This window comes from Pseudomonas sp. F1_0610, from assembly GCF_047470865.1.
Lineage (GTDB): Bacteria > Pseudomonadota > Gammaproteobacteria > Pseudomonadales > Pseudomonadaceae > JAZDRH01.
The window spans coordinates 131,273-156,807 of sequence record NZ_JAZDRH010000004.1 but is presented as its reverse complement, the minus strand read 5'-3'; the positions used below and the strand labels follow the sequence as shown (position 1 = coordinate 156,807).

At 42.1% G+C, this 25,535-nt stretch carries 22 protein-coding genes and 2 pseudogenes; 17 read left to right on the top strand and 7 right to left on the bottom strand.

All coding sequences use genetic code 11. The features are described 5' to 3' along the window. Positions 1-3 precede the first annotated feature (3 nt). From VQ643_RS04060 to phoU, 4 genes and pseudogenes are all read left to right on the top strand, one after another. Positions 4-2,268: an ABC transporter permease subunit gene (locus VQ643_RS04060; RefSeq protein ID WP_414197991.1), complete on the top strand. Its 2,265-nt coding sequence runs from the start codon at positions 4-6 to the stop codon at positions 2,266-2,268. A 15-nt stretch (positions 2,269-2,283) separates the two neighbouring features. Further along, complete coding sequence (pstA, locus tag VQ643_RS04055) at positions 2,284-3,954, top strand: phosphate ABC transporter permease PstA (protein ID WP_414197990.1); 1,671 nt, start codon at positions 2,284-2,286, stop codon at positions 3,952-3,954. 37 nt (positions 3,955-3,991) lie between these two features. After that, the gene (gene pstB / locus VQ643_RS04050; RefSeq protein WP_414197989.1) at positions 3,992-4,828 is read left to right on the top strand and encodes a phosphate ABC transporter ATP-binding protein PstB; all 837 of its coding nucleotides are present in this window, start codon (positions 3,992-3,994) and stop codon (positions 4,826-4,828) included. 49 nt (positions 4,829-4,877) lie between these two features. Next, positions 4,878-5,540, top strand: a pseudogene (gene phoU, locus VQ643_RS04045) (phosphate signaling complex protein PhoU); the annotation flags it as partial. Positions 5,541-5,569: 29 nt separating this feature from the next. Here the strand turns inward: phoU and glnG are convergent. The 5 genes from glnG to VQ643_RS04020 all read right to left on the bottom strand — a co-directional run bounded on the left by glnG (position 5,570) and on the right by VQ643_RS04020 (position 10,676). Next, positions 5,570-6,997: a nitrogen regulation protein NR(I) gene (gene glnG, locus VQ643_RS04040; RefSeq protein WP_414197988.1), complete on the bottom strand. Its 1,428-nt coding sequence runs from the start codon at positions 6,995-6,997 to the stop codon at positions 5,570-5,572. Further along, a complete protein-coding gene (gene glnL, locus VQ643_RS04035) occupies positions 6,994-8,067 on the bottom strand; it encodes a nitrogen regulation protein NR(II) (RefSeq protein WP_414197987.1) in 1,074 nt (357 codons plus the stop codon). The genes glnG and glnL overlap by 4 nt, the downstream gene beginning before the upstream one ends. A 63-nt stretch (positions 8,068-8,130) precedes the next feature. Continuing rightward, positions 8,131-9,435: an NAD(P)/FAD-dependent oxidoreductase gene (locus VQ643_RS04030; protein WP_414197986.1), complete on the bottom strand. Its 1,305-nt coding sequence runs from the start codon at positions 9,433-9,435 to the stop codon at positions 8,131-8,133. A gap of 19 nt (positions 9,436-9,454) precedes the next feature. Continuing rightward, positions 9,455-10,141, bottom strand: a complete 687-nt coding sequence (locus VQ643_RS04025) for a DUF4124 domain-containing protein (RefSeq protein ID WP_414197985.1) — start codon at positions 10,139-10,141, stop codon at positions 9,455-9,457. A gap of 4 nt (positions 10,142-10,145) precedes the next feature. After that, a complete protein-coding gene (locus tag VQ643_RS04020) occupies positions 10,146-10,676 on the bottom strand; it encodes a DUF4124 domain-containing protein (protein ID WP_414197984.1) in 531 nt (176 codons plus the stop codon). Positions 10,677-11,014: 338 nt separating this feature from the next. On the opposite strand from VQ643_RS04020, the gene glnA reads away from it, so the two are divergent. The 6 genes from glnA (at position 11,015) to typA (ending at position 17,100) form a co-directional block, all read left to right on the top strand. After that, positions 11,015-12,415, top strand: coding sequence for a type I glutamate--ammonia ligase (gene glnA, locus VQ643_RS04015; RefSeq protein ID WP_414197983.1), 1,401 nt, complete (start codon positions 11,015-11,017; stop codon positions 12,413-12,415). 61 nt (positions 12,416-12,476) lie between these two features. After that, positions 12,477-13,052, top strand: a complete 576-nt coding sequence (locus VQ643_RS04010) for a DUF1287 domain-containing protein (RefSeq protein WP_414197982.1) — start codon at positions 12,477-12,479, stop codon at positions 13,050-13,052. Beyond that, positions 13,042-13,215, top strand: a complete 174-nt coding sequence (locus VQ643_RS04005) for a hypothetical protein (protein ID WP_414197981.1) — start codon at positions 13,042-13,044, stop codon at positions 13,213-13,215. The genes VQ643_RS04010 and VQ643_RS04005 overlap by 11 nt, the downstream gene beginning before the upstream one ends. Continuing rightward, complete coding sequence (locus VQ643_RS04000) at positions 13,170-13,556, top strand: DUF6714 family protein (RefSeq protein WP_414198021.1); 387 nt, start codon at positions 13,170-13,172, stop codon at positions 13,554-13,556. The genes VQ643_RS04005 and VQ643_RS04000 overlap by 46 nt, the downstream gene beginning before the upstream one ends. Positions 13,557-13,680: 124 nt before the next feature. Beyond that, positions 13,681-15,147 carry a tRNA uracil 4-sulfurtransferase ThiI gene (gene thiI / locus VQ643_RS03995; protein WP_414197979.1) on the top strand — a complete coding sequence of 489 codons (1,467 nt, stop codon included), beginning with the start codon at positions 13,681-13,683 and terminating at the stop codon, positions 15,145-15,147. Positions 15,148-15,282: 135 nt separating this feature from the next. After that, positions 15,283-17,100, top strand: a complete 1,818-nt coding sequence (gene typA, locus VQ643_RS03990) for a translational GTPase TypA (protein ID WP_414197978.1) — start codon at positions 15,283-15,285, stop codon at positions 17,098-17,100. Positions 17,101-17,623: 523 nt separating this feature from the next. Here the strand turns inward: typA and VQ643_RS03985 are convergent. After that, complete coding sequence (locus tag VQ643_RS03985) at positions 17,624-18,142, bottom strand: pilin (RefSeq protein WP_414197977.1); 519 nt, start codon at positions 18,140-18,142, stop codon at positions 17,624-17,626. Between the two features lie 213 nt (positions 18,143-18,355). Here VQ643_RS03985 and pilB point away from each other — a divergent pair, with 213 nt between their 5' ends. Genes pilB through VQ643_RS03965 form a run of 4 tightly spaced genes read left to right on the top strand, consistent with a single transcriptional unit; the run spans position 18,356 to position 22,565 of the window. Continuing rightward, on the top strand, positions 18,356-20,050 hold the full coding sequence (gene pilB / locus VQ643_RS03980) for a type IV-A pilus assembly ATPase PilB (protein WP_414197976.1): 1,695 nt from the start codon (positions 18,356-18,358) through the stop codon (positions 20,048-20,050). Positions 20,051-20,054: 4 nt separating this feature from the next. Next, a complete protein-coding gene (locus tag VQ643_RS03975; protein WP_414197975.1) occupies positions 20,055-21,272 on the top strand; it encodes a type II secretion system F family protein in 1,218 nt (405 codons plus the stop codon). Further along, positions 21,272-22,150, top strand: coding sequence for a prepilin peptidase (locus VQ643_RS03970; RefSeq protein WP_414197974.1), 879 nt, complete (start codon positions 21,272-21,274; stop codon positions 22,148-22,150). The genes VQ643_RS03975 and VQ643_RS03970 overlap by 1 nt, the downstream gene beginning before the upstream one ends. A 16-nt stretch (positions 22,151-22,166) precedes the next feature. After that, positions 22,167-22,565 carry a type IV pilin protein gene (locus VQ643_RS03965; RefSeq protein WP_414197973.1) on the top strand — a complete coding sequence of 133 codons (399 nt, stop codon included), beginning with the start codon at positions 22,167-22,169 and terminating at the stop codon, positions 22,563-22,565. A 201-nt stretch (positions 22,566-22,766) separates the two neighbouring features. Here the strand turns inward: VQ643_RS03965 and VQ643_RS03960 are convergent. After that, positions 22,767-22,909: pseudogene (locus tag VQ643_RS03960) on the bottom strand (IS30 family transposase); the annotation flags it as partial. A gap of 703 nt (positions 22,910-23,612) precedes the next feature. Between VQ643_RS03960 and VQ643_RS03955 the strand changes: the two are divergent. The 3 genes from VQ643_RS03955 to VQ643_RS03945 are packed head-to-tail and all read left to right on the top strand — an operon-like array spanning position 23,613 to position 25,535. Beyond that, the gene (locus VQ643_RS03955; protein WP_414197972.1) at positions 23,613-24,239 is read left to right on the top strand and encodes a prepilin-type N-terminal cleavage/methylation domain-containing protein; all 627 of its coding nucleotides are present in this window, start codon (positions 23,613-23,615) and stop codon (positions 24,237-24,239) included. Next, positions 24,226-24,744, top strand: a complete 519-nt coding sequence (locus VQ643_RS03950) for a type IV pilus modification PilV family protein (RefSeq protein ID WP_414197971.1) — start codon at positions 24,226-24,228, stop codon at positions 24,742-24,744. Before VQ643_RS03955 ends, VQ643_RS03950 begins: the two co-directional genes overlap by 14 nt. After that, complete coding sequence (locus VQ643_RS03945) at positions 24,741-25,535, top strand: PilW family protein (RefSeq protein WP_414197970.1); 795 nt, start codon at positions 24,741-24,743, stop codon at positions 25,533-25,535. Before VQ643_RS03950 ends, VQ643_RS03945 begins: the two co-directional genes overlap by 4 nt.

Here is a 25,535-nt window from a genome sequence, read left to right as displayed (position 1 = left end):
TGTATGAACAATTCTCCATCATCGCAACGCATTGATTTTGAAACACCTGTGTTGCAGCGTAAACGACGTATCCGCAAGCTAAAAGACCATCTAACACGCTGGTATGTATCAGTAGGCGGTTTGCTAATTCTGGCGGCCATTACACTGATATTTTTCTATCTTGCCAGTGTCGTCATGCCAATGTTCAAAGGAGCTGAACTGGAGAAATGGTCAAATAGCACGCCAGAATGGTTAACGAATAGTGATGAAAAACCGCTTTTTTTAGCCATTGAAGAACAGAATCAAATAGCCATGCGTTTAAATACGCAAGCGCAAGTGCAGTTTTTTAATTTAGAAACTGGCCAGGCGTTACAAAGTATTTCTTTGCCTATCCCTCAAGGACAACGCATTACTTCTGTAGCGCAAGATGAGCCAGGCAGCCGTACTCTGGTAGTGGGATTAAGTAATGGCCAAGCCTTGGTGTTTGAGCATAACTACCGCCTGAGTTATCCAAACAACGTAAAAACTGTCACCCCAAGTCTTAGTTATCCGTATGGGGAAGAGCCCATCACGCTAGATGATAAACAGCAAGCGCTAACACAAATTGCCGTAAGCTCAAGTAAAACAGGATTGTTATTGGCTGGCTCTTCGGGTTTAGAAGTGCATGCTTTAAATATTGAGCGTGAAGAAAACTTTATGACAGGCGAGGTTGAGCTAACCTCCAAGAATATTCATATTCCTGCTGTAGATGAGCCTGTTACATCATTGTTAGTTGATCCGCGGCATCAGTGGTTATATGTATTTAGCGCGAAATCTACCCTAGATGTATTTGATCTGCGTAAGCGTGTTTTAAATGGACGCTATAAGCTAGCTGAGTCGAGCGAAACAACAGTTACAGCCAGTAGTTTCTTATTAGGCGGAATCTCTCTTTTAATTGGCGATTCAAACGGCGGAATTAGTCAGTGGTTTATGGTACGTGACAAAGAAGGACAGTCTAGCCTTAAACGCATACGTGACTTTAAATTAAGCAATTCGCCCATTAATCAAATTATGCCCGAGGAGCGCCGTAAAGGTTTCTTGGCCATGGACATTAATGGCAGTTTAGGTATTTTCCACAGCACAGCTCATCGTACGGTTTTACGTGAAAAAATAGCTGCAACGAACTCAGTTGCTGTGTTAGCACCACGTGCTTCAGCCTTATTGGTAGAAGAAGGTAATAAATTACAAACTTGGAAAATTGATAATCCACATCCAGAGATTTCCTGGAGTGCACTCTGGGGTAAGGTATGGTACGAAAGCTATGCAGAACCTGATTATGTATGGCAGTCCACCTCAGCCAATAGCGACTTTGAACCTAAGCTTAGTTTAACGCCTTTAGCCTTCGGTACCTTAAAAGCTGCTTTCTATGCCATGTTATTGGCAGCTCCTTTGGCTATTTGTGCCGCCATTTATACTGGCTACTTTATGGCACCAGCGTTACGTAGTCGAGTGAAGCCTGTTATTGAATTAATGGAAGCCTTACCTACAGTTATTTTAGGTTTCTTTGCGGGTTTATTCCTCGCGCCTTATGTTGAAGGGCATCTCCCCGGAATTTTTAGCCTCTTACTGATAATGCCCTTTGGTATTTTATTAGCCGCATGGTGCTGGAGCCGCTTACCTGAAAAAATTCGTTTAATAGTACCTGATGGTTGGGAAGCGGCCATTCTCATTCCCGTTGTATTGCTAATAGGCTATGGCTCATTAAGTATGAGCGGGCATTTGGAAAACTGGTTCTTTGGTGGCGATATGCGCTTATGGCTGACTAATGATCTCGGTATTCCTTTTGATCAGCGTAACGCCTTGGTAGTTGGCTTAGCGATGGGCTTTGCGGTTATTCCAAACATTTATTCTATTGCTGAGGATGCTGTATTTAGCGTGCCACGCAGTCTGACATTTGGCTCATTGGCGCTAGGCGCCACACCATGGCAGACCTTGACGCGAGTAGTCATCCTAACAGCTAGCCCAGGTATCTTTTCTGCCTTAATGATAGGCATGGGGCGTGCAGTAGGAGAAACCATGATCGTGCTTATGGCAACAGGTAATACGCCCATTATGGAAGCCAATATTTTTGAAGGGCTACGTACTTTAGCCGCTAACGTTGCAGTGGAAATGCCTGAGTCAGAAGTGGGAAGCAGCCATTACCGCGTACTTTTCTTAGCCGCGCTTGCGTTACTGCTCTTTACCTTTGTGATGAACACATTGGCTGAGCTAATTCGCACTCGTTTACGCAAGAAATATGCATCTCTGTAAGGGCAAGGTGAACTCGTGAAACAGAAAACATTTAAAGCATGGTTTAACAGCGGTTCTCCTTGGATTTGGATGAATGCTGGCGCTGTGGCTATCGCCATTATTATGACAGTAGGCTTACTTGGTGTTATTGCCATTAAAGGCTTAGCTCACTTTTGGCCTGGGCAAATTGTACAGGCAACCTACACAGTGCCTGGGCAAACAGCGCAAATAGTGGCGGGCGAGCAAGTCGAAATTGAGCAAGTACCACGTGCGCGCCTAGTTAGCTCAGGCTTACCTGTTGAAAAAGAAGGGAGCGAGTTTATGACTCGTGAGCTACTTAAAGTAGGTAATCGTGATATCTATGGTGCTGACTTTAGCTGGGTGGTCGCAGAGTGGTTGACGGCTGAACACTACCCTAAAGATATTATGGCTATGGAGCGTCGTGAGTGGGGTAACTTCTACGGTTACCTTGTAGCGGTCAAAGAAAATGGCAAGGTCATAGCCGAAGGTAATCAAGGCTGGCAAGAGTTTCAAAGCCGTTTAAGCCGTGGTGCGGATCTCTACCAGCAACAAGTTGCTATTCAAAAGACAGATATTGGTCATATTAACAGCGGCCTAGAGCGTATTCGTTTGGATACGCGTAAATTAGAGTTGCAGGGCAAGCTAAACGAAAGCGCTCAAGCAGAATTAGCAGCGCGAAAAGCCAAACTAGACGCTGAATATCGCGTACTAGAAACACGCTTAGCCGAAGTGAATAACCAATTAAGCCGTGATAGCGTAGTGGTAAAAAGTGTTGATGGGCGCGAGCTGGAAATCAACTTGTCGAAGATTGTGAGGGCGTATCAACCCAATAATATGTCGGTTTTTGGCAAGCTAGGCTTCTATGGCGAAAAACTCTGGGAGTTCGTCAGTGATGAACCACGTGAGGCCAACACAGAAGGTGGTATTTTTCCTGCTATTTTTGGCACTGTGTTAATGACCATTATTATGGCGGTAATTGTAACGCCGCTAGGTGTCATAGCCGCTGTTTATCTGCGTGAATACGCTAAACAAGGTGCGCTTACGCGAGTTATCCGTATTGCCGTGAATAACCTAGCTGGTGTTCCTTCTATTGTGTATGGTGTGTTTGGCTTGGGTTTCTTTGTGTATGTTTTAGGCGGATCACTCGACCGTTTATTCTTCCCTGAAGCAGCACCAGCACCTACCTTTGGTACACCAGGCTTGCTATGGGCATCGTTGACCTTGGCGATTCTTACCTTGCCTGTCGTTATTGTAGCAACAGAGGAAGGCTTAACACGCATTCCACGAGCATTACGTGAAGGCTCTTTAGCATTGGGGGCGACTAAATCTGAAACGCTATGGAAGATTGTGTTGCCAATGGCAAGTCCAGCCATGATGACAGGCTTGATTCTTGCCGTAGCTCGTGCAGCCGGTGAAGTAGCGCCGTTAATGTTGGTCGGTGTAGTAAAACTAGCGCCTAGTTTACCTTTAGATGGTAACTACCCCTACTTGCATCTGGACCAAAAAATCATGCACTTAGGCTTTCATATTTACGACGTTGGTTTCCAAAGCCCGAACGTGGAAGCCGCGCGCCCACTTGTATATGCCACAGCATTCTTACTGGTGTTAGTGATTATTTTATTGAATATCTCTGCGGTGTGGATACGTAACCACTTGCGCGAAAAATACAAAGCACTTGATAACTAACTAGATCGTGCATTGAGTAAAAATTTTGGAGTCAATTATGCAAAGCCAACCAATAAACACTTTAGGTATTGATCTAGATGCTTTAGGTCGTGCACGTCAAAAGCTTAGCCTTGCCGACGAGCAAATTGCCTTACGTATTCCAGGTTTAAATCTGTATTACGGCGAAAAACAAGCGCTGTATAACGTGCAAATGAGCATTCCTAAAAAGCGGGTTACAGCTTTTATTGGACCTAGTGGATGTGGTAAATCGACCTTGCTACGCAGTTTCAATCGCATGAATGACCTAGTTGATGGGTGCCGTGTTGAAGGTGAAATCTTGTTGGATAATGAAGATATTTACCGTAAAGGCCTAGATGTTGCTGAATTACGCCGTCGTGTCGGTATGGTGTTTCAAAAGCCAAATCCATTTCCAAAGAGTATTTATGAAAATGTGGTGTATGGTTTGCGCATTCAAGGCATTAACAAGAAGCGCGTACTTGATGAAACTGTAGAGTGGGCGTTAAAAAGTGCGGCTTTATGGGAAGAAGTAAAAGACCGTTTGCATGATTCAGCACTTGGTTTATCAGGCGGACAGCAACAGCGTTTAGTCATTGCACGCACTGTTGCAGTGCAGCCAGAAGTTCTATTATTGGATGAGCCTTGCTCAGCCCTTGACCCTATTTCTACCCTAAAAGTAGAAGAGCTTATTTATGAGCTTAAAGAGCGTTTTACCATTGTCATGGTAACACACAATATGCAGCAAGCTGCTCGTGTTTCTGATTACACTGCCTTTATGTATATGGGGCAATTGATTGAGTTTGGTGACACTGACACGCTTTTCACCAACCCAACCCAAAAACGTACAGAAGATTATATTACTGGTCGCTACGGCTAGTAGTCTGTCTAGCAACCCCCTGTTATCACCCCCTAAGTGAGATGGAATTATGCAAAAAGAAACGCTAGGCCAACATATTTCCCAGCAATTCAATACTGAAATTGAAGAGCTACGTAGCCGCTTTTTAGGTATGGGCGGTTTAGTTGAGAAGCAAGTTAACGAAGCTATTACTGCTTTGGTTGAAGGCGATTCAGGCTTGGCGCAATTAGTGCGTGAAGCGGACAAGCATACCAACCAAATGGAGGCGACTATTGATGAAGAGTGCGTACGTATTTTAGCGCGCCGCCAGCCTGCTGCCTCAGATTTACGCTTAATCATAAGTATTTCTAAAGCAGTGATTAGCCTTGAACGTATTGGTGATGAATCAAAAAAAATTGCCAAACGTGCTATTGCTTTGAGTGAAGAAGGCGCAGAGGCAACACATGGCTATGTAGAAGTTCGCCACATTGGAGATCAAGTTCGCCGCATGGTGCAAGAAGCGCTAGATGCCTTCGCACGTTTTGATAGCCAACAAGCTCGGGAAGTTGTGGCATACGATAAAAATGTTGATCGCGAGTACAAAACAGCACTACGTGAGCTGGTCACCTATATGATGGAAGACCCACGTTCAATTTCTCGTGTGCTTAATGTTGTTTGGGTACTGCGCTCATTGGAGCGCATTGGCGACCATGCACGTAATATTGCACGTTTGGTTATCTATCTTGTGGAAGGTGAGCGTAATCCTGGGCCTAGCTCAGAGCTTTAATCAGCTTTGCTTTCTAACGCTAACTCGCTAATTTTGCGAGTTAGCGTATTACGTCCCCAGCCTAATATTTCCGCTGCATCACCACGGCGCCCTTGAGTATGTGCAAGAGCAACCTCTATCATCACGCGCTCAAACTCAGGTAAAGCGTGCTTTAATAGATGCTGTTTACCTGAACTTAATGCATGCTCAGCCCAATGGGAGAGTGCTTGTTGCCATGAATTATCACTGGTTAATGTGTTAAGTGCAGGTTGTGTAGCTAAGTTTCTTAACTCAGGCGGCAAGTCATTAATATCCACTTCTTGTCCAGCGGCCATTACTGTTAGCCAACGGCATGTATTTTCTAATTGGCGGACATTGCCTTGCCACGGCAGTTGTTGCAAGAACGTCATAGCTGCTGGCGTTAGGTGTTTAACTTCAGTGCTTAATTCGTGCGCGCATTTTTGTAAAAAGTGTTGAGTTAATGCAGGAATATCCTCACGTCGATCAGCTAAACAAGGTAGATGGATACGAATAACATTTAAACGATGGAATAAATCATCACGAAAACGATTAAGTTGTACGAGTTTTTCTAAATCCTGATGAGTGGCAGCAATAATACGTACATCAACTTTTACAGGCACATGCCCGCCCACGCGATAGAATTCACCATCTGCTAAAACACGCAGTAATCGTGTTTGAGTATCAGCCGGCATATCGCCAATTTCATCAAGAAACAGAGTGCCCCCGTTGGCCTGCTCAAAACGGCCTTGGCGTAAGGTGGTTGCCCCAGTAAAGGCGCCTTTCTCATGGCCAAATAATTCAGATTCTAATAGCTCTTTAGGTATCGCTGCCATGTTAAGGGCGATAAATGCTTTGCTTGAACGTGGGCTGTGGTGATGTAACGCCTGAGCTACCAACTCTTTGCCCGTACCTGATTGGCCATTAATAAGTACGGTGATATTAGATTGGCTCAGGCGTCCAATCGCACGAAACACCTCCTGCATAGCAGGAGCTTCACCAATAATATGGCTAGAAGAGTTTGTAGAAGTAGTGTTTGGCTGTGCACAGTGTAAGTTGCTATGTTTAAGTGCGCGTTGAATCAGTAAAATAGCCTCATCTATATCAAAGGGCTTAGGTAAATAGTCAAAAGCTCCTGTTTGATAAGCTGAAACAGCACTGTCTAAGTCTGAATGAGCAGTCATGATAATTACTGGAAGCTGAGGGTGCTTTTGTTTAATTACCTCAAGCATTTGTAAGCCATTTAGGTTAGGCATACGAATATCACTGACAATAGCATTCGGCTGTGATTGTTCCAGCGCTTCTAATAGCTGTTTGCCATCGGTAAAGCTTTGAAACTCAATATTCGCTGACTTTAATGCCCGCTCTAAAACCCAGCGAATAGACTGATCATCATCTACCAACCAAACAGTGGCTACATGGCTCATAAGCAGGGTACTCCATGGGCAATTGGTAGTAATAAGGAAAAACAGGTGTGTTCAGACTCGGTATCTAACTCAATAATGCCATTATGCTGGCGCATAATTGTTTGTGCTATGGCTAGCCCTAAACCTGTTCCTTGTGCTCGCCCGGTTACCATAGGATAGAAAATAGTATCTTTTAAATCACCAGCAATACCAGGGCCATTATCAATCACATCTACTTTGCATACCAAACGGTGCAGCTGCCCATTAATAGTGTGCTGGCGTAGTGTTCTGGTACGAATTTTGATAAAACCATTAGGCTGTTGTTCCAAAGCTTGCATGGCGTTGCGTACTACATTAATGATGGCTTGGATAAGCTGCTCGTAATCACCATGAAGCTCAGGGATACTAGGATCATAATCACGCTCAATGGTCAGGTAATGCTGGGTTTCAGCGTTTATTATTTGACAGACATATTCCAGCACCTGATGAATATTTAAACTACTTAACTGTAAGCGCTTATCTGTACCCAATAAGCGATCAACCAAATTTGTTAGGCGATCAGTCTCAGTAATAATAACGTCGGTATAGTCTTTTAATTCTTGATTAGGCAGCTCGCGGGCAAGTAACTGTGCTGCGCCACGAATCCCCCCTAAAGGGTTTTTAATTTCATGTGCTAAGCTTTTTACCAGTTGCCGAGCGCTTTCATGTTGAGCTTGTTGAGCTTCCTCTCGAGAAATACGAAAAAGGCGATCGCGTGGGTAAAGTTCTATGAGTAAGTAGGTAGCTTGTTGATCTGAGAAAGGGCTAACCGAATAGTCAACAACCAGTTGCTTGTCAAAAGGCGTATGCAAAATAGCCTCACGGCGTATCACTGCATTGCCTTCTGAATAGGCTTGCTGAAAGTCATCAAGAGATAAGGGGTTGCTGACAAATAACAGATTGATAGCTTGCCCAACACAGCGCGATTTGCTGGTTTCTAAAAGCATTTCTGCAGCAAGGTTCATATAGGCAATGTCTAAGGTACTGGTTGTGAGCAGTACAGCTGTACTTAGGTTCTCTAAGAGCAGAAGAGGATGCGGAACATTTTGCATAAATAAACCTCGCGTTTAGCCATAACAAAGCCAATGCAAAAAGTGCGCCAGATTATGAATAACTTAGCTAAGTTTATCGCGAATGGCCCATGTGTGCAGTGCTAACTGGCCGGCAATATGTTTCATCCATGCTGGTGCTGGGATTGATAGATGCTTTAATGCACCAAAATGATCCAGCTTACGCCTATCGCCTAAGATAGCCTCAGCTACTGCTTGACCGGCAAGCCCAGCAAGGGCAACACCATGGCCAGAATAACCTTGCATAAAATATAGATTTTTTGCCAATGCACCAAAATGGGGCACTTGATTAACTGTGCAATCGATATAGCCACTCCAGCTGTAATCGAACTGAAGGCAGCTCAACTGTGGAAAAACTTGGCTAATTTTATGGCGCAGTGTTTTTTCAACCCATTTAGGATGGCTACTCCAGTAGTTACTTTCGCCACCAAAGAGCAAGCGCTGATCAGCAGTAATGTGAAAGTAGTCAACCAGATGATTACGGTCAGAAACACAGAAGTTTGCCGAGAGCAACTGAGTGGCTAAGTCCCCTAAAGGCTCACTTACTGCAATATTGCTACGGACAATCACTAGTTTTTTAAATAGCTGTTTAAAATAATGATTTTTAATAATGCCAGTATAGGCGTTAGTAGCTATCACCACATGCTTAGCTTGAATACAGGCATGGTCGGTGCTAACAAGCCAGTGATCTTGCTGCTGGGTTAAATCCTGCACAGGGCTGTGTTGATAAATCATAGCGCCGGCAGCCAATGCGGCGTCTGCCAAGCCTAAACAGTAGTTAAGTGGCTGTAGATAGCCTGAACGAGGATCAACGAGTGCGCCAATATAATAGGCTGACTGGATGTGTGCACGGGTTTGCTCTATATCCCATAAATCGTACTGATTAAAATCAAAATAGCGCTTTAGTAATTGCTGTTGATTAAATAGGTCTATAAGTTGTGCTGGAGTGCGTGCTGGCTGTACATAGCCGCGTTGCCAATGGCAGTTGATTTGATAGTCACGTACGCGTTGGTCTAGCAGTTCTACTGCATCTAAAGACAGCTGCCAGAGGTGCTTTGCAGCCGTGAGCCCCACCTGTTTAATTAAAGCAGGCATGCCACAGCTATAGCCTATTAATACTTCGCCACCGTTGCGTCCAGAGGCTCCAAAGCCAACTTGGGCTGCTTCGACAATAGCTACTGTTTGCCCAGCTTTGGCTAGCTCAAGAGCTGTAGATAAACCACTAAAGCCAGCACCAATAACACAGCAGTCTACGGCTATATCTTGCCTAAGCTTATCCAACACTGGGGCAGCATTAGCCGTTGCTTGGTAATAAGTGGGTTCAAGGTTCCTATAGCTGGCATCTTGCATAGTTATAACCAAACAGATTTTAGTTAAACAGAGGCGCTAAAATACGACCCAGTAAAGGTGGCTTGTCGGGATCTTGCTTTGGTTTATCTTTTAATGGGCATTCTGGGCGTACGCCATATTCTTTGTATTTGCAAGGCGTTACTCGACGTTTATCAGCCAGTGTAATTTGTCTTAAGTGAAACGGCTGTGCAGGTGTGCGTTCAATAATTAAACCATGTTGGTCAATGATCTCCACCGCCAGCATGTGTGTGCCTCTGTCAACCTCTGGTAGGTTAAAAACAGGGCTACGGCTAGCAGTACTAACCATTTTTCCATCAAGAAAAACGCGATATTGGTGGTTGTTTTGCAGTTCTGGCTCTGTTGCAACCGTTACCAGCACATTACGATCATTCGCGCGTACAGTGCCGTCAGGTTCAGGTGAAAGGATGCGTAAGAGATAACGTGGGTTTTCTTGCACAACGCCAGCAGCTGGGGCTACTTGGGCTTGTACTGCATTGGCGTTAAGAGGCAAGCTGGGCGGTGCAGTATTTGTGCTGTTAGCTACCGGCGCTGCTTTACGAGGTGCGAGTTGCACCTTTTCGGTAGGTTGCCCCTTAGGTGGCGAATCGGTAAAAACACGGTCACCATATTCATCAATATAGGTATACACCTGCGCCCAAGTAGGCACAGCAATAACTGTGAGTAAGAAACAAATAAATAGTCGCATAGGATTAACTCTTAGGTTTGTTTACATGCACTCGCTGTATAAACACAGTGACAGTATTTGAAGTCTGTACAACATGTTCACCGACAAGCGCCTGCACCGCCAGTTGATGCTCACCGCGATCTAACTCAGTAACAGACAAGCTGGTTGTATTAACGGGTGCACCATAGGGTTCACCATCTACGAGCAACTGCAAACTAATAGTGGGCGGTAAAGGAGGTACAGTGGTGACATTAAAAGAAAAACTACCATTGTTAGCGCGAATAGCATCTTCTGTTGGCAAGCTGCCAATTTCAAAGACAGAAAAAGTATTACCAGGCGCTAAGTTTTTATCATCTGGATTATTATTGGTTGTGTTTACTGGCTTATCAGGGGCTGGGATGCTGTTAATAGGGGCTACTTCAACTTGTTCCACTTTAGCATCTGGGGGGAGTTTGTCGGTAAACACAGTATTGCCTTGAGCATCTTTATAGCGATAAATCTGAGCGGTCGCTGGCAGGCTTATGGCCAATAATAAACAAAGCGATAATTTGCGCATAATGCTCTCCTGAGTTAATAGGCTATTTTATAACAGGATAGCGTTAATAATGCAGTTTGATGAGTCAGAATATCCAACCTAGATCAATTTTTTACTGTGAAAGCACCAAAATAGTGCATAGAAAATTTTTATAGCACAACAATGATGCAATTTACTGGAAACTAAAAGCTACAACAGTCACAATAGTACGCCGATTTACCTAACTGCACTGGCTTTCTTAAACTGGCATGGAACTTGCGTTAACCAGTTTAGGATTCAGCGAGTGCTACGCTCGGAACCTGTCTAACCGGGCACGGCTTAATGCCCTACTTAATTCCTGGAGACTCCTGGAGAACAAGATGTCAAAGTCCATCGAACTAATTAATGAACATAATGCCAAGTGGATTGATTTGCGCTTCACTGATATGCGCGGTCAACAGCACCACATCACTATGCCTGCTCGTGATGCCGATGAGGATTTTTTTGAGCAGGGTAAAATGTTCGATGGTTCTTCTATCGTAGGATGGAAAGGCATTGAAGCCTCAGACATGATCCTACTGCCAGATGACAGTACTGCAGTAATGGATCCCTTCACAGAAGAACCTACGTTAATTCTAGTGTGTGATGTTATTGAACCTTCTACTATGCAAGGTTATGACCGCGATCCGCGTGCCATTGCTCGCCGTGCAGAAGAGTATCTAAAGTCCACTGGTATTGGTGATGCGGTATTTGTTGGCCCTGAACCTGAGTTTTTTATTTTTGATCAGGTACAGTTTAAGTCAGATATCTCTGGCTCTATGTTTAAAGTGTATGCTGAACAAGCCGCATGGAATGCAGATAAACGCGTTGATGGTGCTGGTAATGGCCATTATATTGGGGTTAAAGGTGGCTACCTGCCAACACCACCGCAAGATCGTGATTATGAGCTGCGTGCAGCTATGTGCAATGCGCTTGAAGAACTAGGCCAGCAGGTTGAAATTCATCACCATGAAGTGGCGGCAGGGCAAAATGAAATTGGCGTTAAATTTAACACCCTCGTAGCCAAAGCCGATGAAGTACAAGCCCTTAAATATGTAGTGCATAATGTGGCAGAAGCCTATGGCCGCACAGCAACTTTTATGCCTAAGCCTATTTATGGTGATAACGGCTCTGGCATGCATGTGCACTTGTCAATTGCGCAAAATGGCAAAAATACCTTCTCAGGTGAAGGCTATGCTGGCCTTTCTGATAATGCCTTGTACTTTATTGGCGGTATTATCAAGCATGGTAAAGCACTAAACGCGTTAACCAACCCCTCAACTAACTCTTACAAACGTTTAGTACCGGGCTTTGAAGCGCCTGTTATGCTGGCGTATTCAGCGCGTAACCGCTCGGCTTCAATTCGTATTCCATACGTTACCAGCCCAAAAGCCCGCCGAATTGAGGCACGCTTCCCTGATCCAGCCGCCAATCCATACTTAGCCTTTTCTGCGTTATTAATGGCAGGTCTTGATGGTATTCAAAACCGTATTCACCCAGGCGATGCTGCAGATAAAAACCTGTACGATTTACCGCCAGAAGAAAGCAAAAATATCCCACAGGTGTGTGGCAGCTTAAAAGAAGCGCTTGAAGCTTTAGACGCTGATCGTGAGTTCTTATTACGTGGCGGGGTATTCTCCAATGAGTTCCTTGATGCCTTTATTGAGGTGAAAAAAGCAGAAGAACTTAAAGTGCGTACATTTGTCCATCCATTAGAATATGACTTGTACTACAGCTGCTAAGTAGTACTAACAACAAAGAAAGGCGTTTTAAACGCCTTTCTTTTTATCTACAGGTGGGGTTATGCGCAAAATAATAATAGCTTTTGGCGTATTAGTAGTTAGCAATAGTGGCTTTGCTTTTACGGCAGCAGATGTGGCTAATTCAGCTAGCAGTATTGAAAGTCGCTTTGTATTTTATGACTCTGCTTACCAAAAAATTCCTTACCCTAATGGTGATGTAGCTGCCAATAGAGGGGTCTGTACTGATGTGGTAATCCGTACTTACCGCAAACTTGGCATCGATCTGCAACAAAAAGTGCATGAAGATATGCGGCAAAATTTTTCGCTGTATCCGAAAAACTGGGGCTTAAAACGCCCAGATAGCAATATTGATCATCGTCGCGTGCCCAATTTACAAACTTTTTTTAAACGCTATGGCAACGTCAAAAAAATTACCCAGAACGGTGATGATTATATCGCAGGTGACATAGTTACCTGGATGCTGCCAAATAATGCACCCCATATTGGTATTGTACTTAATGAGCGCTCTAAAGATGGTAAGCGTCCTTTGATTATGCATAACATTGGTTGGGGGCAGGTCAAAGAGGATATGTTGTTCGACTATAAAATCACAGGCCATTACAGCTATGGTTACTGAGGTAACAGTTGAGCAGTTAACAACACAAATTCAACAAGCTTTTGCCCAAGTAACGCTAGAAAACGGCATAGGAGTATACGAAGGGCAGGGTTTGAAAATTATGCTCAAGCAGCAGAACTGGCTAAGCTACGCGCAAAAGATCAACGAGAAAACTGGCAATTAATAACCCAGAATGAGCTAGTTAATTGCAATAGTTCATTGAGCTTCATTGATGATAAAGGCTGGCGCTTTTTACTACCTGCATTTCTTATAGCAGAACTGCAAGACACTAATTTTATGCTGGACTTATGGGAGTATTGTAATTTACCTGAACCACAGATTTTTGACCGCTCGCAGCGTTTAGCCTTTGTGTGCTATCTACAATTTATGCAGCAATCTACTCAAGCGGATTATCAAAATAATTTAGCGATTAATTATGCTTGTGATCCACAAGCTTATAGGCAAAATGCAGATTATTTACAGTTACAAAGCCTTATCGATAAATGGTTAATTGGGCTTATGTAATTCTCTTGTCATTAAAATGTTTAAAAAATGAACAAAAGCGTAAGGCTTTTTATGTGTTTAGCCAGACATTCTGCTAAACTACGTCCCTTTTTTACAGGTTGTAGATACCTTAGTTAACCGCGCCATGAAATTAATAGTCAAACCCTTCGCGGAAATCACCATTAAAAGCCGTCCTGTACGTAAGCAATTTATGCGTCAGCTTGGCAAAAATATACGAGTGACTTTGCGTGACCTTACACCCGACATCACAACCGATGGCGTGTGGGACAATATAGATGTGCAAGCTACTGTGACGGTGGAGTCCGTAAGGCAGGAAGTTATTGCACGCTTAACCTGTATTCCTGGTATTCAATGCTTTTATGAAGTGGTTGAGTTTCCGTTAAAAGATTTCGATGACATCGTAGAAAAATGTAAAGCGGAATACGGTGCATCGTTAAAAGATAAAACCTTTGCCGTACGTTGTAAGCGTGCAGGTAAGCATGACTTTACATCAATGGATGTCGATCGCTATGTTGGCAGCCAATTGCGTCAACAATGCGGCGCTGCAGGGATCAAAATGAAAGATCCTGATGTTGAAGTGCGCTTTGAGGTGCGTTTTGATCGCTTATTGTTAGAGAAACAGCGTCATCAAGGATTAGGCGGCTACCCATTAGGCTCACTGGAGCAAACACTGGTATTAATGTCAGGCGGTTTTGACTCCACAGTGGCGGCTTATCGTATGTTGCGCCGTGGGCTAATGACACATTTCTGCTTTTTTAATCTAGGTGGTCGTGCGCATGAGCTGGGTGTAATGGAAGTCGCGCATTATGTGTGGGAAAAGTTTGCCCGCTCACATCGCAGCCTATTTATTAGCGTCCCTTTTGAAGAAGTTGTGGCAGAAATTTTAGATAAGGTGGATAACAGCCAAATGGGTGTTATCTTAAAGCGCATGATGCTGCGTGCGGCGACTAAAATTGCCCAAGGCTTAGAAATAGAAACGCTGACGACAGGCGAAGCCGTTTCTCAGGTTTCTAGTCAAACGCTGCGGAATTTGTCAGTCATTGATAAAGCTACCGATTTGCTGGTTATGCGTCCGCTGATTGCCAGTCATAAACAAGACATTATTGATACCGCAGAAAAAATTGGTACGGCTGATTTTGCCCGCCATATGCCAGAATACTGCGGTGTTATTTCGGTGAACCCAACAACACGCGCTAAGCTACATCGTATTGAACATGAAGAAACTCAGTTTGATATGGCCATTTTAGAGCAGGCTGTTGATAAAGCCGTGTATAAAACCATTGATAAACTAATTGATGAGTTAGGCAAAGATATTCAAGTTGAAGAAGTGCATCAAGCCTTGGCAGGGCAGATAGTGATTGATATCCGTCACCCTGATCAAGCTGAGGATGAACCCTTGGTCTTAGAAGGCATAGAAGTTATGCTCTTGCCATTTTACGCCATCAACAACAAATTCAAGCACCTTGAAAGTAATCGCCAATATTTATTGTATTGCGACAAAGGTGTGATGAGTCGCCTGCATGCACATCATTTATTGCATGAAGGCTTTGATAATGTGCGGGTTTATCGACCTGCGGTAGAGCAAAACTAAGATGCGAAATTTGCTATGGGCAAGCCCTTGGAGTTGTTTGGCATTGCCACAACAACTGCGACCGCCGGACGTGCGCGTATGTACTTTAACTATGCAGCTTGCCTGTAGCCTTTAAACTAATTTGAGAATACCTTTGTGATTGAAAATCTACGTAATATTGCCATCATCGCGCACGTTGACCATGGCAAAACCACCCTTGTTGACGCCTTACTACGTGCCTCTGGCACCTTAGATCGTAAAGAGCTGGACTCTGAGCGGGTAATGGATTCAAACGATCAAGAAAAAGAGCGCGGCATTACTATTTTGGCGAAAAATACCGCCATTAACTGGCGCGACTACCATATTAATATTGTCGACACTCCGGGCCACGCCGATTTTGGTGGCGAAGTGGAACGCGTCATGAGCATGGTCGACTGCGTACTGTTAGTAGTTGACTCTATCGACGGCCCTATGCCACAAACGCGTTTCGTTACACAAAAAGCCTTCCAAGCGGGCTTGAACCCAATTGTGGTAGTAAACAAAATTGACCGCCCGGGTGCGCGTCCAGATTGGGTGATCGACCAAATTTTTGATCTATTCGATAACCTCGGTGCAACTGAAGAGCAGCTTGATTTCCCTATCATTTATGCCAGCGCTTTAAACGGTATTGCTGGTAATGATCCCGAAGAAATGGCAGACAACATGGATCCATTGTTTGAAGCCATTATTAAATATGTAAAAGCACCACAGGTGGATGTTGATGGCCCATTCCAAATGCAAATTTCTGCACTGGACTACAGTAGCTTCCTAGGCGTTATTGGTATTGGCCGTATTACACGTGGTCGTTTAAAAAGCAATATGCCCGTAACCGCCATCAGTGCTGACGGCAAACGTCGTAATGGTCGTATTTTAAAAATCATGGGGCATCACGGCTTGCATCGCGTGGATGTTGAAGAAGCACAAGCCGGCGATATCGTATGTATCAGTGGTTTTGAGCCATTATTTATTTCTGATACCCTGTGTGATCAACAAAATGTTGAAGCACTGCCAGCATTAACAGTAGATGAGCCAACCGTCAGCATGACTTTCCAAGTAAACGACTCACCCTTTGCAGGTAAAGAAGGTAAGTTTGTTACTAGCCGTAATATTAAAGAGCGCTTGGAAAAAGAATTGCTGCACAACGTAGCTTTACGTGTAGAGCAAGGCGATAGCGCGGATAAGTTTAAAGTATCAGGCCGTGGCGAATTGCATTTATCAGTATTGATTGAAACCATGCGCCGTGAAGGTTTTGAGCTGGCTATTTCTCGCCCAGAAGTGGTGATTAAAGAAGTAGATGGTGAAAAACAAGAACCTTACGAGAACGTAATTGTTGATATTGAAGAACAACACCAAGGTTCTATCATGGAGCAATTAGGCCTGCGTAAAGGCGACCTTAACAACATGGTTCCAGATGGAAAAGGCCGTATTCGACTTGAATACGTTATTCCAGCGCGTGGCTTAATTGGTTTCCGTAACAGCTTTATGACCATGACCTCAGGTACAGGGATTCTTACCAGTACATTCAGCCATTACGGCCCATTAAAAGGCGGTGATGTCACTAGTCGTCAAAATGGCGTGTTGGTGTCAATGGCAACAGGTAAAGCGCTGAGCTACTCGCTGGAAACCTTACAAAGCCGTGGTAAATTATTCCTAGCCCCAGGTGATGAAATTTACGAAGGCCAATTAGCAGGCATCCACAGCCGCGACAGCGACCTCACCATCAACCCAACCAAAGGCAAAAAGCTAGATAACATGCGTGCCTCAGGTAAAGACGAAACTATCCAACTGGTTCCGCCTATTATCTTCACCTTAGAGCAAGCACTAGAATTTATTGATGATGATGAGCTAGTAGAAGTAACGCCTAAATCAATTCGTTTACGTAAAAAATACCTAAACGAAAATGACCGCAAGCGTTTTGAGCGGTCGAAAGTTTAAGTTTGTTTAAATAAGCGTAAAATATGAATAATAAATGCCTGGTAAACATTATCAGGCATTTTTATTTTAAGCTTTTAATATTCAACTATGTAGAAAATTTAAATATAAGATAAGTCACTGATAGAGCTTTGAATTTATAATTATAAAATTAAGTGTCATAAAAATACTGGATATATGTTGGCTTGCTAACAAGGATGCCAAGGAAAGTCATCTGGAGTGTCGGATATAGCAAGGGCGTTATTTGATTGGTAGTTTTTAAACTCTTACCGCTTCAGAGTAAAATAAGTGTTTGTAAAATTTTAAAGTCAGCTGGATGAGCTGATTAAGATGTAGCAAACGATTAGTAAATTTGTAAGTGGCGAAGTTAGCGTATTTATAATAAGTGCTCTTTAAGCGATAAAGCATAGGTGTGGATTTTATTATGATATTTTTATTGAAATAAAATAAGGTTGTTAATAATTTTAATATAAAAAGCGCTTGGTAATTTAACCAAGCGCTTTTAGGTAGTTAAACTAGGTAACTATTAACGTTTACCAGTAACTGTACCAGCAGGAGTTGCAGCGTATTCACAGCTAGTAATGTACTGCTCGTCAACGTTAGTTGAGCATGTCCAACGACCAGTATCTACTTCATAAGTGTAAACAACAAGTTTTGCATTTAATGCAGGGCTTGAGTTTGAGTCAACCGCAGTGGTTGCTGTACCAGTTTTGTCGTATGGAATAATACCTTTTTGGTTGAAGGTATACACTACGTCAAAAAACTCACCAGCAACTAAAGCATCAATATCTGCTGTTGGTAAAGTAATACCACCGTAGCTACCTACGTTTTGGATACCCATTTTAGTAGCTTTGATAACGTTGCCTGAGTCAATACGTTCTTGGAAAGCTACACGAGTAGCGCCAAGTAGTGCATGAGACTCAGCAAATTGTGAACGTGCAATGTAGTTTTGGTATTGTGGGATAGCGATTGCTGCAAGAATACCAATGATCGCAACCACGATCATTAATTCGATAAGGGTAAAACCTTTTTGAATAGCTTTCATTGTAAACTCCATGTTTAGTGATTGGCAGGTAACTTACCTGTTGCGAATATAATATAAGCAAATTTCATGCCAGTTTTGATATGCGTCAGTTTTTTATGCGGTTGTTGCAGTAAATTGATGCGTGTTTGAAAAAAAAATAATATTTAGTGTAATTTAGCGTCATAAGGTGACAATTATTGTCAGTCCCTTCATTTTTAAGGTGAGCAAAGCATTATGGGAAATTCAATAGCGCTGATTGGTCTTGCTCGACAAGTTGTTGAACAAGGAATTTTGACTGAGCAAAAAGCGCAGGATGCAGTGGTTGATGCTAAAAGAAACAAAACCCCCTTTGTTACTTGGCTAGTGCAAAATAAATTAGCTAACGCCAAGCAGCTGATGGAAATCGCATCAGACCAATTTGGTGTACCCTATTTTGACTTGTCGGCTTTTGATGAAAGCCTAATTGATAAGAATATTATCTCAGACAAACTTGCTGCTACTTTGCAAGTGCTACCTTTATTAAAGCGGGGAAACTTACTCTATTTAGCGATTTCAGATCCTGGTAATCAGCAGGCAATTTCTGATGTACAGTTTAGTACAGGGATGACGGTTGAGGGCGTTTTAGTCGAGGCCGATAAGCTTGCTAAGATAATTGATAAGCTCTATGACTCGCCCATGAACAGCTTGGACGGGGCTGATGCTGCCGATTTAGATGATTTAGAAACCTCAGAGGGTGGTGCTGCGAAAGCCGCTGATGAGGGGGCCGATGAAGCACCTGTGGTACGCTTTGTTAATAAGATGTTGCTAGATGCTATTAAAATGGGCTCTTCAGATTTACACTTTGAACCGTATGAGAAAGCTTACCGCGTGCGTTTTCGTACCGATGGTGTTTTGCATGAAGTATCACGTCCACCTATGGCATTAAAAGACAGGATTTCTGCACGTCTCAAAGTAATGTCACAAATGGATATCTCTGAACGTCGTAAACCGCAAGATGGGCGGATTAAATTAAAAGTCTCTAATACCAAGTCAATCGACTTTCGTGTCAATACCTTGCCCACTTTATGGGGCGAAAAAATTGTATTGCGTATTCTCGACTCCAGCAGTGCGCAGATGGGCATTGAAATGCTCGGCTATGAAGAGCAGCAAATGGAGCTTTATCTAGAAGCGCTACATCATCCGCAGGGTATGATTCTGGTAACAGGGCCAACAGGTTCAGGTAAAACTGTTTCGCTTTATAGTGGTTTGAACTTGGTCAATACCGTGGAAGTAAATATATCCACAGCGGAAGATCCAGTAGAAATTAACTTAGAAGGTATTAACCAAGTAAACGTTAACCCTAAGCAAGGTATGGATTTCTCTCAAGCCTTGCGTGCTTTCTTGCGTCAGGATCCCGATATCATCATGGTCGGTGAGATTCGTGACTTAGAAACGGCCGAAATTGCAATTAAAGCAGCGCAAACAGGGCACATGGTAATGTCAACACTGCATACTAATAGTGCGGCTGAAACCTTGACTCGTTTGCGTAATATGGGGGTCCCTTCATTTAACTTAGCAACCTCTGTTAACCTTATTATTGCCCAGCGCTTGGCACGCAGACTCTGTAAGTCATGCAAAAAAGTAGCGAACATTCCTAAAGAAGCCTTGTTGGCTGAAGGCTTTACCGAAGCACAGATTGGAACTTTTAAAGTTTATGAACCAGTCGGTTGCGAAAACTGTAATAATGGTTATAAAGGGCGTGTGGGAATTTATGAAGTTGTGAAAATTACACCAGCGCTCCAGCAGATAATTATGGAAGATGGTAACTCTATTGATATTGATCAGCAGATGCGTAAAGAAGGATTTAATAACATACGCACTTCGGGTCTAGAAAAAGTAATGCAAGGTCTTACTACCTTGGCAGAAGTTAACCGCGTAACGAAGGATTAAACTCATGGCAGCAAAACAAGCTAAGCAGGCTGTTTATGTTTGGGAAGGTGTAAATAAACAAGGTGGTAAAGTCTCAGGGAAAATGTCTGAGCAAGACGCTAACCTTGTTAAGGCGCAGCTTCGCAAACAGGGTATTAGTCCAACCAAGGTACAAAAGCAAGGTATCCAATTAGCAGGTGGCGGTAAAAAAATCAAACCAATGGACGTTGCTGTTTTCACAAGGCAGATGGCGACCATGATGAAGGCCGGTGTGCCATTACTGCAATCCTTTGACATTATTAGCGATGGTATGGAAAACGCTAATATGAAAAAACTGGTTGAAAGCCTTAAAGCTGATGTTGCGGGTGGTAATAGTTTTGCCACAGCGCTACGCAGGCATCCAAAATACTTTGATGATTTATATTGCAGTTTAGTTGCTTCTGGCGAGCAGTCCGGTGCTTTGGAAACTTTGTTAGATCGGGTGGCGACGTATAAAGAAAAGACCGAAATGCTCAAAACTAAAATTAAAAAAGCTATGAATTATCCCATCGCTGTTATTGCTGTTGCTATCATCGTTACAGCTATTCTATTGATTAAAGTGGTTCCACAGTTTCAGGAGGTTTTTGCTAGCTTTGGGGCTGAGTTGCCTGCCTTTACCATGATGATTATTAACTTTTCCGAGTTTATACAATCAGATGGTTGGATATTAGTAGTGGCTGCTATAGCAATAGGTATAGGGCTAAATCAAGCCTATAAAAAATCAAAAGGATTTAGAGATTCTATTGATAGAGGCTTATTAAAGGCGCCTATAGTTGGAGATATTATCTATAAATCAACGGTTGCACGTTTCGGCCGAACTTTGGCTACTACCTTCTCTGCCGGTGTACCTTTAGTTGATGCTTTAGATTCAGTATCTGGCGCCACTGGCAATGTGGTCTTTAAAAATGCTATTGAAAAAATTAAAGTAGATGTAAGTAATGGTGTGCAACTTAATGTCTCAATGAAAGCAGCCAATATTTTTCCTCCCCTTGCCTTGCAAATGACGGCTATTGGTGAAGAGTCTGGTGCTTTAGATACCATGTTAGATAAGTTTGCAACTTTTTATGAGGAAGAGGTAGATGCGGCAGTAGATGGACTAACATCCTTAATGGAGCCATTGATTATGGCGGTTTTAGGCGTTTTAGTGGGTGGTTTGGTTATCGCTATGTATCTACCTATCTTCCAATTAGGCTCAGTTGTATAATGACATTACTAGAGTTTTTCCAAGAAAATACAGGCTTTTTTATAGCCTGTATTTTTATTTTAGGGCTGTTAGTGGGCAGCTTTTTAAATGTGGTTATTTATCGCCTTCCTATTATGTTAGAGCGAAGCTGGCGGGCGCAGGCGCGAGAAATTTTAGCCTTGGAAGCTGTTGAGGAAACCCCAAAACGCTTTAACTTGGTTCTGCCAGATTCCTGCTGCCCTAACTGCCAGCGAAAAATTAAGGCGTGGGAAAATATCCCTTTAGTTAGCTGGCTTTGTTTAAAAGGCCGGTGTGCTGGCTGCAAGCAGCCTATTAGCATGCGTTACCCTATAGTCGAGCTTTTAACAGGCTGTTTTTCCGCCTTTATTGCCTATCAATTTGGGGTTACTTGGTTAATGGCTGCTATGCTATTCCTCACCTGGGGGCTGCTAGCCATGAGTCTAATTGATATAGACCACCAAATTTTGCCAGATAACTTGACCTTGCCTTTAGTATGGCTAGGCTTGATAGTGAATAGCTTTGGGTTAATTACAGATTTATCTACCGCTGTTTATGGTGCAATTTTTGGTTATTTAAGCCTTTGGTCGGTTTACTGGGCTTTTAAATTGCTTACTGGCAAAGAAGGCATGGGCTATGGTGATTTTAAGCTATTAGCCTTAATTGGTGCCTGGGGTGGTTGGCAAGTGCTACCTTTAACCATTCTGCTTTCTTCTTTGGTAGGGGCTGTTTTAGGTATTATTATTCTGCGTTTGCAAAATAAAGGTGTCATGAGCAATCCTCTGCCTTTTGGGCCATATTTGGCCATTGCAGGCTGGATAGCTTTAATCTGGGGAAGTAATATACAGAAGTTCTATTTTAGTATTTCGGGTATAAATTGAAGAAAATGGAGTTAGTATGTTGAAGCATAAAGGTTTTACTTTAATAGAGTTAATGACCGTCGTTGTTATTATAGGCATTTTAGCTGCTATTGCTTACCCTTCATACTCTCAATATGTCCAAAAAGGTTACCGCACAGAAGCAAAGTCAGCCTTATTAGATTTAGCTGCTCGGCAAGAGCGTCATTATGCTCAAAATTATACCTATGCTAATCTTACGGTGCTGGGGGTAAATAATATGACGGGGCAAGGTAAGTATTTAATATCAATACCTAAAAACTCCAAAACTGAGTTTGAGCTTCAAGCTACGCCTTATTTTAATGATACTATGTGTGGTGCTTTTGTACTTAAATCAAATGGCGAAAAAAGTATGAAGTCTGCTAATGGTGTTACAGGGACAGTGGCTGACTGCTGGTGAGTTTGAACTTAGTTTAAATAATTAGCCCCAATTACTACTATTTGCAGTTGATACTAGACAGCTAGCATTTTTGCTAGCTGTTTTTTATGAAGAATAAAAACAACATAGCTTTAATTTAGGCGGATTCAGAGCCTGAGTGCAACAGGTTTAATGAATGGATATTGGTCCATTATTGCTCATCTGCTGTTTTTTTGCATAACTTCAACACCTGAAGCCGGACCCTTTTCTGGGTCTTGCGTTGAGTGATAGCGCAATTTCATCAGGTTTTCTTGACTATACACAGAGAGATCTGTGCCTTTGGGCAAGAACTGACGGATCAGCTCGTTAATATTTTCGTTACTACCACACTATTGAAATAGCTTTTATGCGTAGCAAACATAACGGGTAAACTAGCCTAGCTGTTGAGGAGAATAACATCTCGCAACATTACGATGATTACTTCAAACAGCTCAGCATCATGCGCTAGCTTAAGTTTAAGCCAACAGCCCAGCTAGCCTGCTTGCATTGACTTCTGCGCTAAATAGACGGTTTAGCTTGCATCACAAGCGCTATTGCAGCGTACCTTGCGACTGATGGTCGAAGGAGGAGGCTTGATTGTCTGGTAATTAAACGCAGCCTAAGTTCTTGTAATAGGCCTATGCTGATTCTAATGCGTTGATCAAAGCTAAGTTCATGCTATGTCATACTGTTGTGTCTTACCAGATTGGTTAGGTGTTGCAGTCAGAATTTGAGCCTGCCCTATAAATAGTGCCAAGCATGTGAGGCAAAGAATTAAAGCAAGGTTCTGGCTAAGTATTAGCAGTTTTGCTTTGCGATAAGTTTACTTCTCTTGCTAATTCCTTTGTTTATGCTTGGCGCCTTTTTTATCTTTTGTTAGCTGCCTCTGTGAGCTATCTCTCTCTAATACTATAGATATCGTGAATATATCACAAAAACGATTTAAGGCGGCTGCCACTGTGATTATATTCTCATTAATTAATAATCAATTTATAGATTATTAAGTGAGAAATAAACCTAATTCGCTTAGGTTAAATGAGAGAGAGATTTATGCTCAAGATAAGATATTCACAAGCTTTTGGACTTCTTGAAGTGCTGATAGTTATAGCCATCATTGGGATTTTAGCTGGAATAGCTATGCCTAGCCTCAATCGCATGGTTGAAGACGCCTATATTAAAAGTAAGGCAAATGAACTCTATAGTTTCCTATTCTATAACCGACTGGCTGTAAATGAAGGTAGGTTTGGTTGGCAGACCATTCGTAGAGTGTATAGCCACAAGTGGCGCTCGCATGATGGTCATGGTGATAAAATTTTATACAGTTACGATAAAAATAAACTAAATATGGTTCAACTAAATACCGGTTTTTCAGGGATGCTAAGTTTTCCATACCCTAGTGGGAATATAGGCTTTATATTTTGCCCAAAAGATAATAACCCAGAGCGCGCCTATGTAGTTACATTTCTAGAGGGAGGCTTAATTAAACGTTATAAAAAAGGGTACAAAACTGAAACTGAAAAATTAAACTCCTGTGATGAGAGTGAATTAGTTCATCTATATTTTAGTATGTACGGTGATGATCCAGAACAGCTTAAAGAAGTAATGGAAAGTAGAAGGGAAGATTTAGAGATGACCAAGGAATTTGATAATGAGGAGTTTGGGAATGAAGATGATTAATGAGAGAGGGGTAGGGTTAATTGAACTGTTAATAAGTGTTTTTATTTTTGTTTTTGGTTTATTGGCAATATTTGGTATACAAAATAGAACAATTCTAGAAACAGTTGAATCAGATATGTACCTTAAAGCTATCTCATTAAATGATCAACTCATTAATTTTATGAGAGCAAATAGAGAGCAAGTTTACGCTAATACAGAACATAGCTATTTTTATGAAGGTATAAATGAAGATAATGCTATTTTTGATGGTAATGGAATAAAATACTCTAGTGCTACTTGTGGTAATTTAGAAAATACAGAAGATGAAGATTTCAATAAAAAATTCCTTGGTTGCTGGCATGCTAAGGTTAAAAAATTAGGTTTTAGCATTTCTACAGTAAAGCCTCAAAATGAGGGGCAGAGTGTGCTTTTAATATTAGCCTGGAAAGATCGCGCAGATAGTTGCTTTACAGCAAATGAAGAATATAAGGACTATTGCTTATTTAAAGTGAGTACCGACTTATGAAAAGCGCAGGTTTTACCTTGATTGAGTTGCTAATTACAATATCTCTGTCTGCTTTTTTGATGGTGGGTGTTAGCACCATGTATATAAATTATGTCAGTAGTTATGAGTTTAACCAAAAGAAAAAAGAACTATTAGCCAATGCGCGTTTTTTTGGAGATATGCTCGCTAGAGAAGTTAGATTTTTAGGTATGAGTACAGACCCTCTTAGTGAGAAATATATAATCTTTCCTGAGATAAAAGGAATGAATAAATGCCAAGATTTCTCTGCTGGAGAATTTATTAAGCCGCTAAAGAACAAAGTTACAGATGGAGTATGCTTTAGAGCGGGTACAAAAAATAAAAATTTAGAAAATATTAACATGCCAACTAGTAATTCAAATTTTAAAGCTTGTACAAACGAAATATGTGAAATTTATTATGATAGAGTAAAAAAAATAGTATATTACTCAGATTATATGATTAATATGGAGGAAGGAAAGTTAATTGAAGCACGCTTAGTTGCGAAAGATGCAGTAATTGCAGAAAATATTGAAGGGTTTAAGGTTTATGCAGTTACTAGTAATAAGGATATTAATGATTTATCAGTTAAGGTTATTCCAATAAAGGACCTGAAGCCAACAGATAAGGTAGTGGCTTTAAATTTTTTGATACTGCTTTCAGAAGATGTTGGATCTAAGGTTAAAAATGATAGCTTAAATCATTGGAAGGAAGAAACTGGGGAGACTATTGCTGACGATAAAAATAAAATTTATGAAATGATTTCTATTACAGAGTATATTTATAATGGATAG

Bases quoted from the DNA above. Each gene is read 5' to 3' on its own strand.
- VQ643_RS04060 (WP_414197991.1), top strand. From the start codon at position 4: ATGAACAATTCTCCATCATCGCAACGCATTGATTTTGAAACACCTGTG.
- pstB (WP_414197989.1), top strand. From the start codon at position 3,992: ATGCAAAGCCAACCAATAAACACTTTAGGTATTGATCTAGATGCTTTA.
- glnG (WP_414197988.1), bottom strand. From the start codon at position 6,997: ATGAGCCATGTAGCCACTGTTTGGTTGGTAGATGATGATCAGTCTATT.
- glnL (WP_414197987.1), bottom strand. From the start codon at position 8,067: ATGCAAAATGTTCCGCATCCTCTTCTGCTCTTAGAGAACCTAAGTACA.
- VQ643_RS04030 (WP_414197986.1), bottom strand. From the start codon at position 9,435: ATGCAAGATGCCAGCTATAGGAACCTTGAACCCACTTATTACCAAGCA.
- VQ643_RS04025 (WP_414197985.1), bottom strand. From the start codon at position 10,141: ATGCGACTATTTATTTGTTTCTTACTCACAGTTATTGCTGTGCCTACT.
- VQ643_RS04020 (WP_414197984.1), bottom strand. From the start codon at position 10,676: ATGCGCAAATTATCGCTTTGTTTATTATTGGCCATAAGCCTGCCAGCG.
- glnA (WP_414197983.1), top strand. From the start codon at position 11,015: ATGTCAAAGTCCATCGAACTAATTAATGAACATAATGCCAAGTGGATT.
- VQ643_RS04010 (WP_414197982.1), top strand. From the start codon at position 12,477: ATGCGCAAAATAATAATAGCTTTTGGCGTATTAGTAGTTAGCAATAGT.
- VQ643_RS04005 (WP_414197981.1), top strand. From the start codon at position 13,042: ATGGTTACTGAGGTAACAGTTGAGCAGTTAACAACACAAATTCAACAA.
- thiI (WP_414197979.1), top strand. From the start codon at position 13,681: ATGAAATTAATAGTCAAACCCTTCGCGGAAATCACCATTAAAAGCCGT.
- VQ643_RS03985 (WP_414197977.1), bottom strand. From the start codon at position 18,142: ATGAAAGCTATTCAAAAAGGTTTTACCCTTATCGAATTAATGATCGTG.
- pilB (WP_414197976.1), top strand. From the start codon at position 18,356: ATGGGAAATTCAATAGCGCTGATTGGTCTTGCTCGACAAGTTGTTGAA.
- VQ643_RS03975 (WP_414197975.1), top strand. From the start codon at position 20,055: ATGGCAGCAAAACAAGCTAAGCAGGCTGTTTATGTTTGGGAAGGTGTA.
- VQ643_RS03970 (WP_414197974.1), top strand. From the start codon at position 21,272: ATGACATTACTAGAGTTTTTCCAAGAAAATACAGGCTTTTTTATAGCC.
- VQ643_RS03965 (WP_414197973.1), top strand. From the start codon at position 22,167: ATGTTGAAGCATAAAGGTTTTACTTTAATAGAGTTAATGACCGTCGTT.
- VQ643_RS03955 (WP_414197972.1), top strand. From the start codon at position 23,613: ATGCTCAAGATAAGATATTCACAAGCTTTTGGACTTCTTGAAGTGCTG.
- VQ643_RS03950 (WP_414197971.1), top strand. From the start codon at position 24,226: ATGAAGATGATTAATGAGAGAGGGGTAGGGTTAATTGAACTGTTAATA.
- VQ643_RS03945 (WP_414197970.1), top strand. From the start codon at position 24,741: ATGAAAAGCGCAGGTTTTACCTTGATTGAGTTGCTAATTACAATATCT.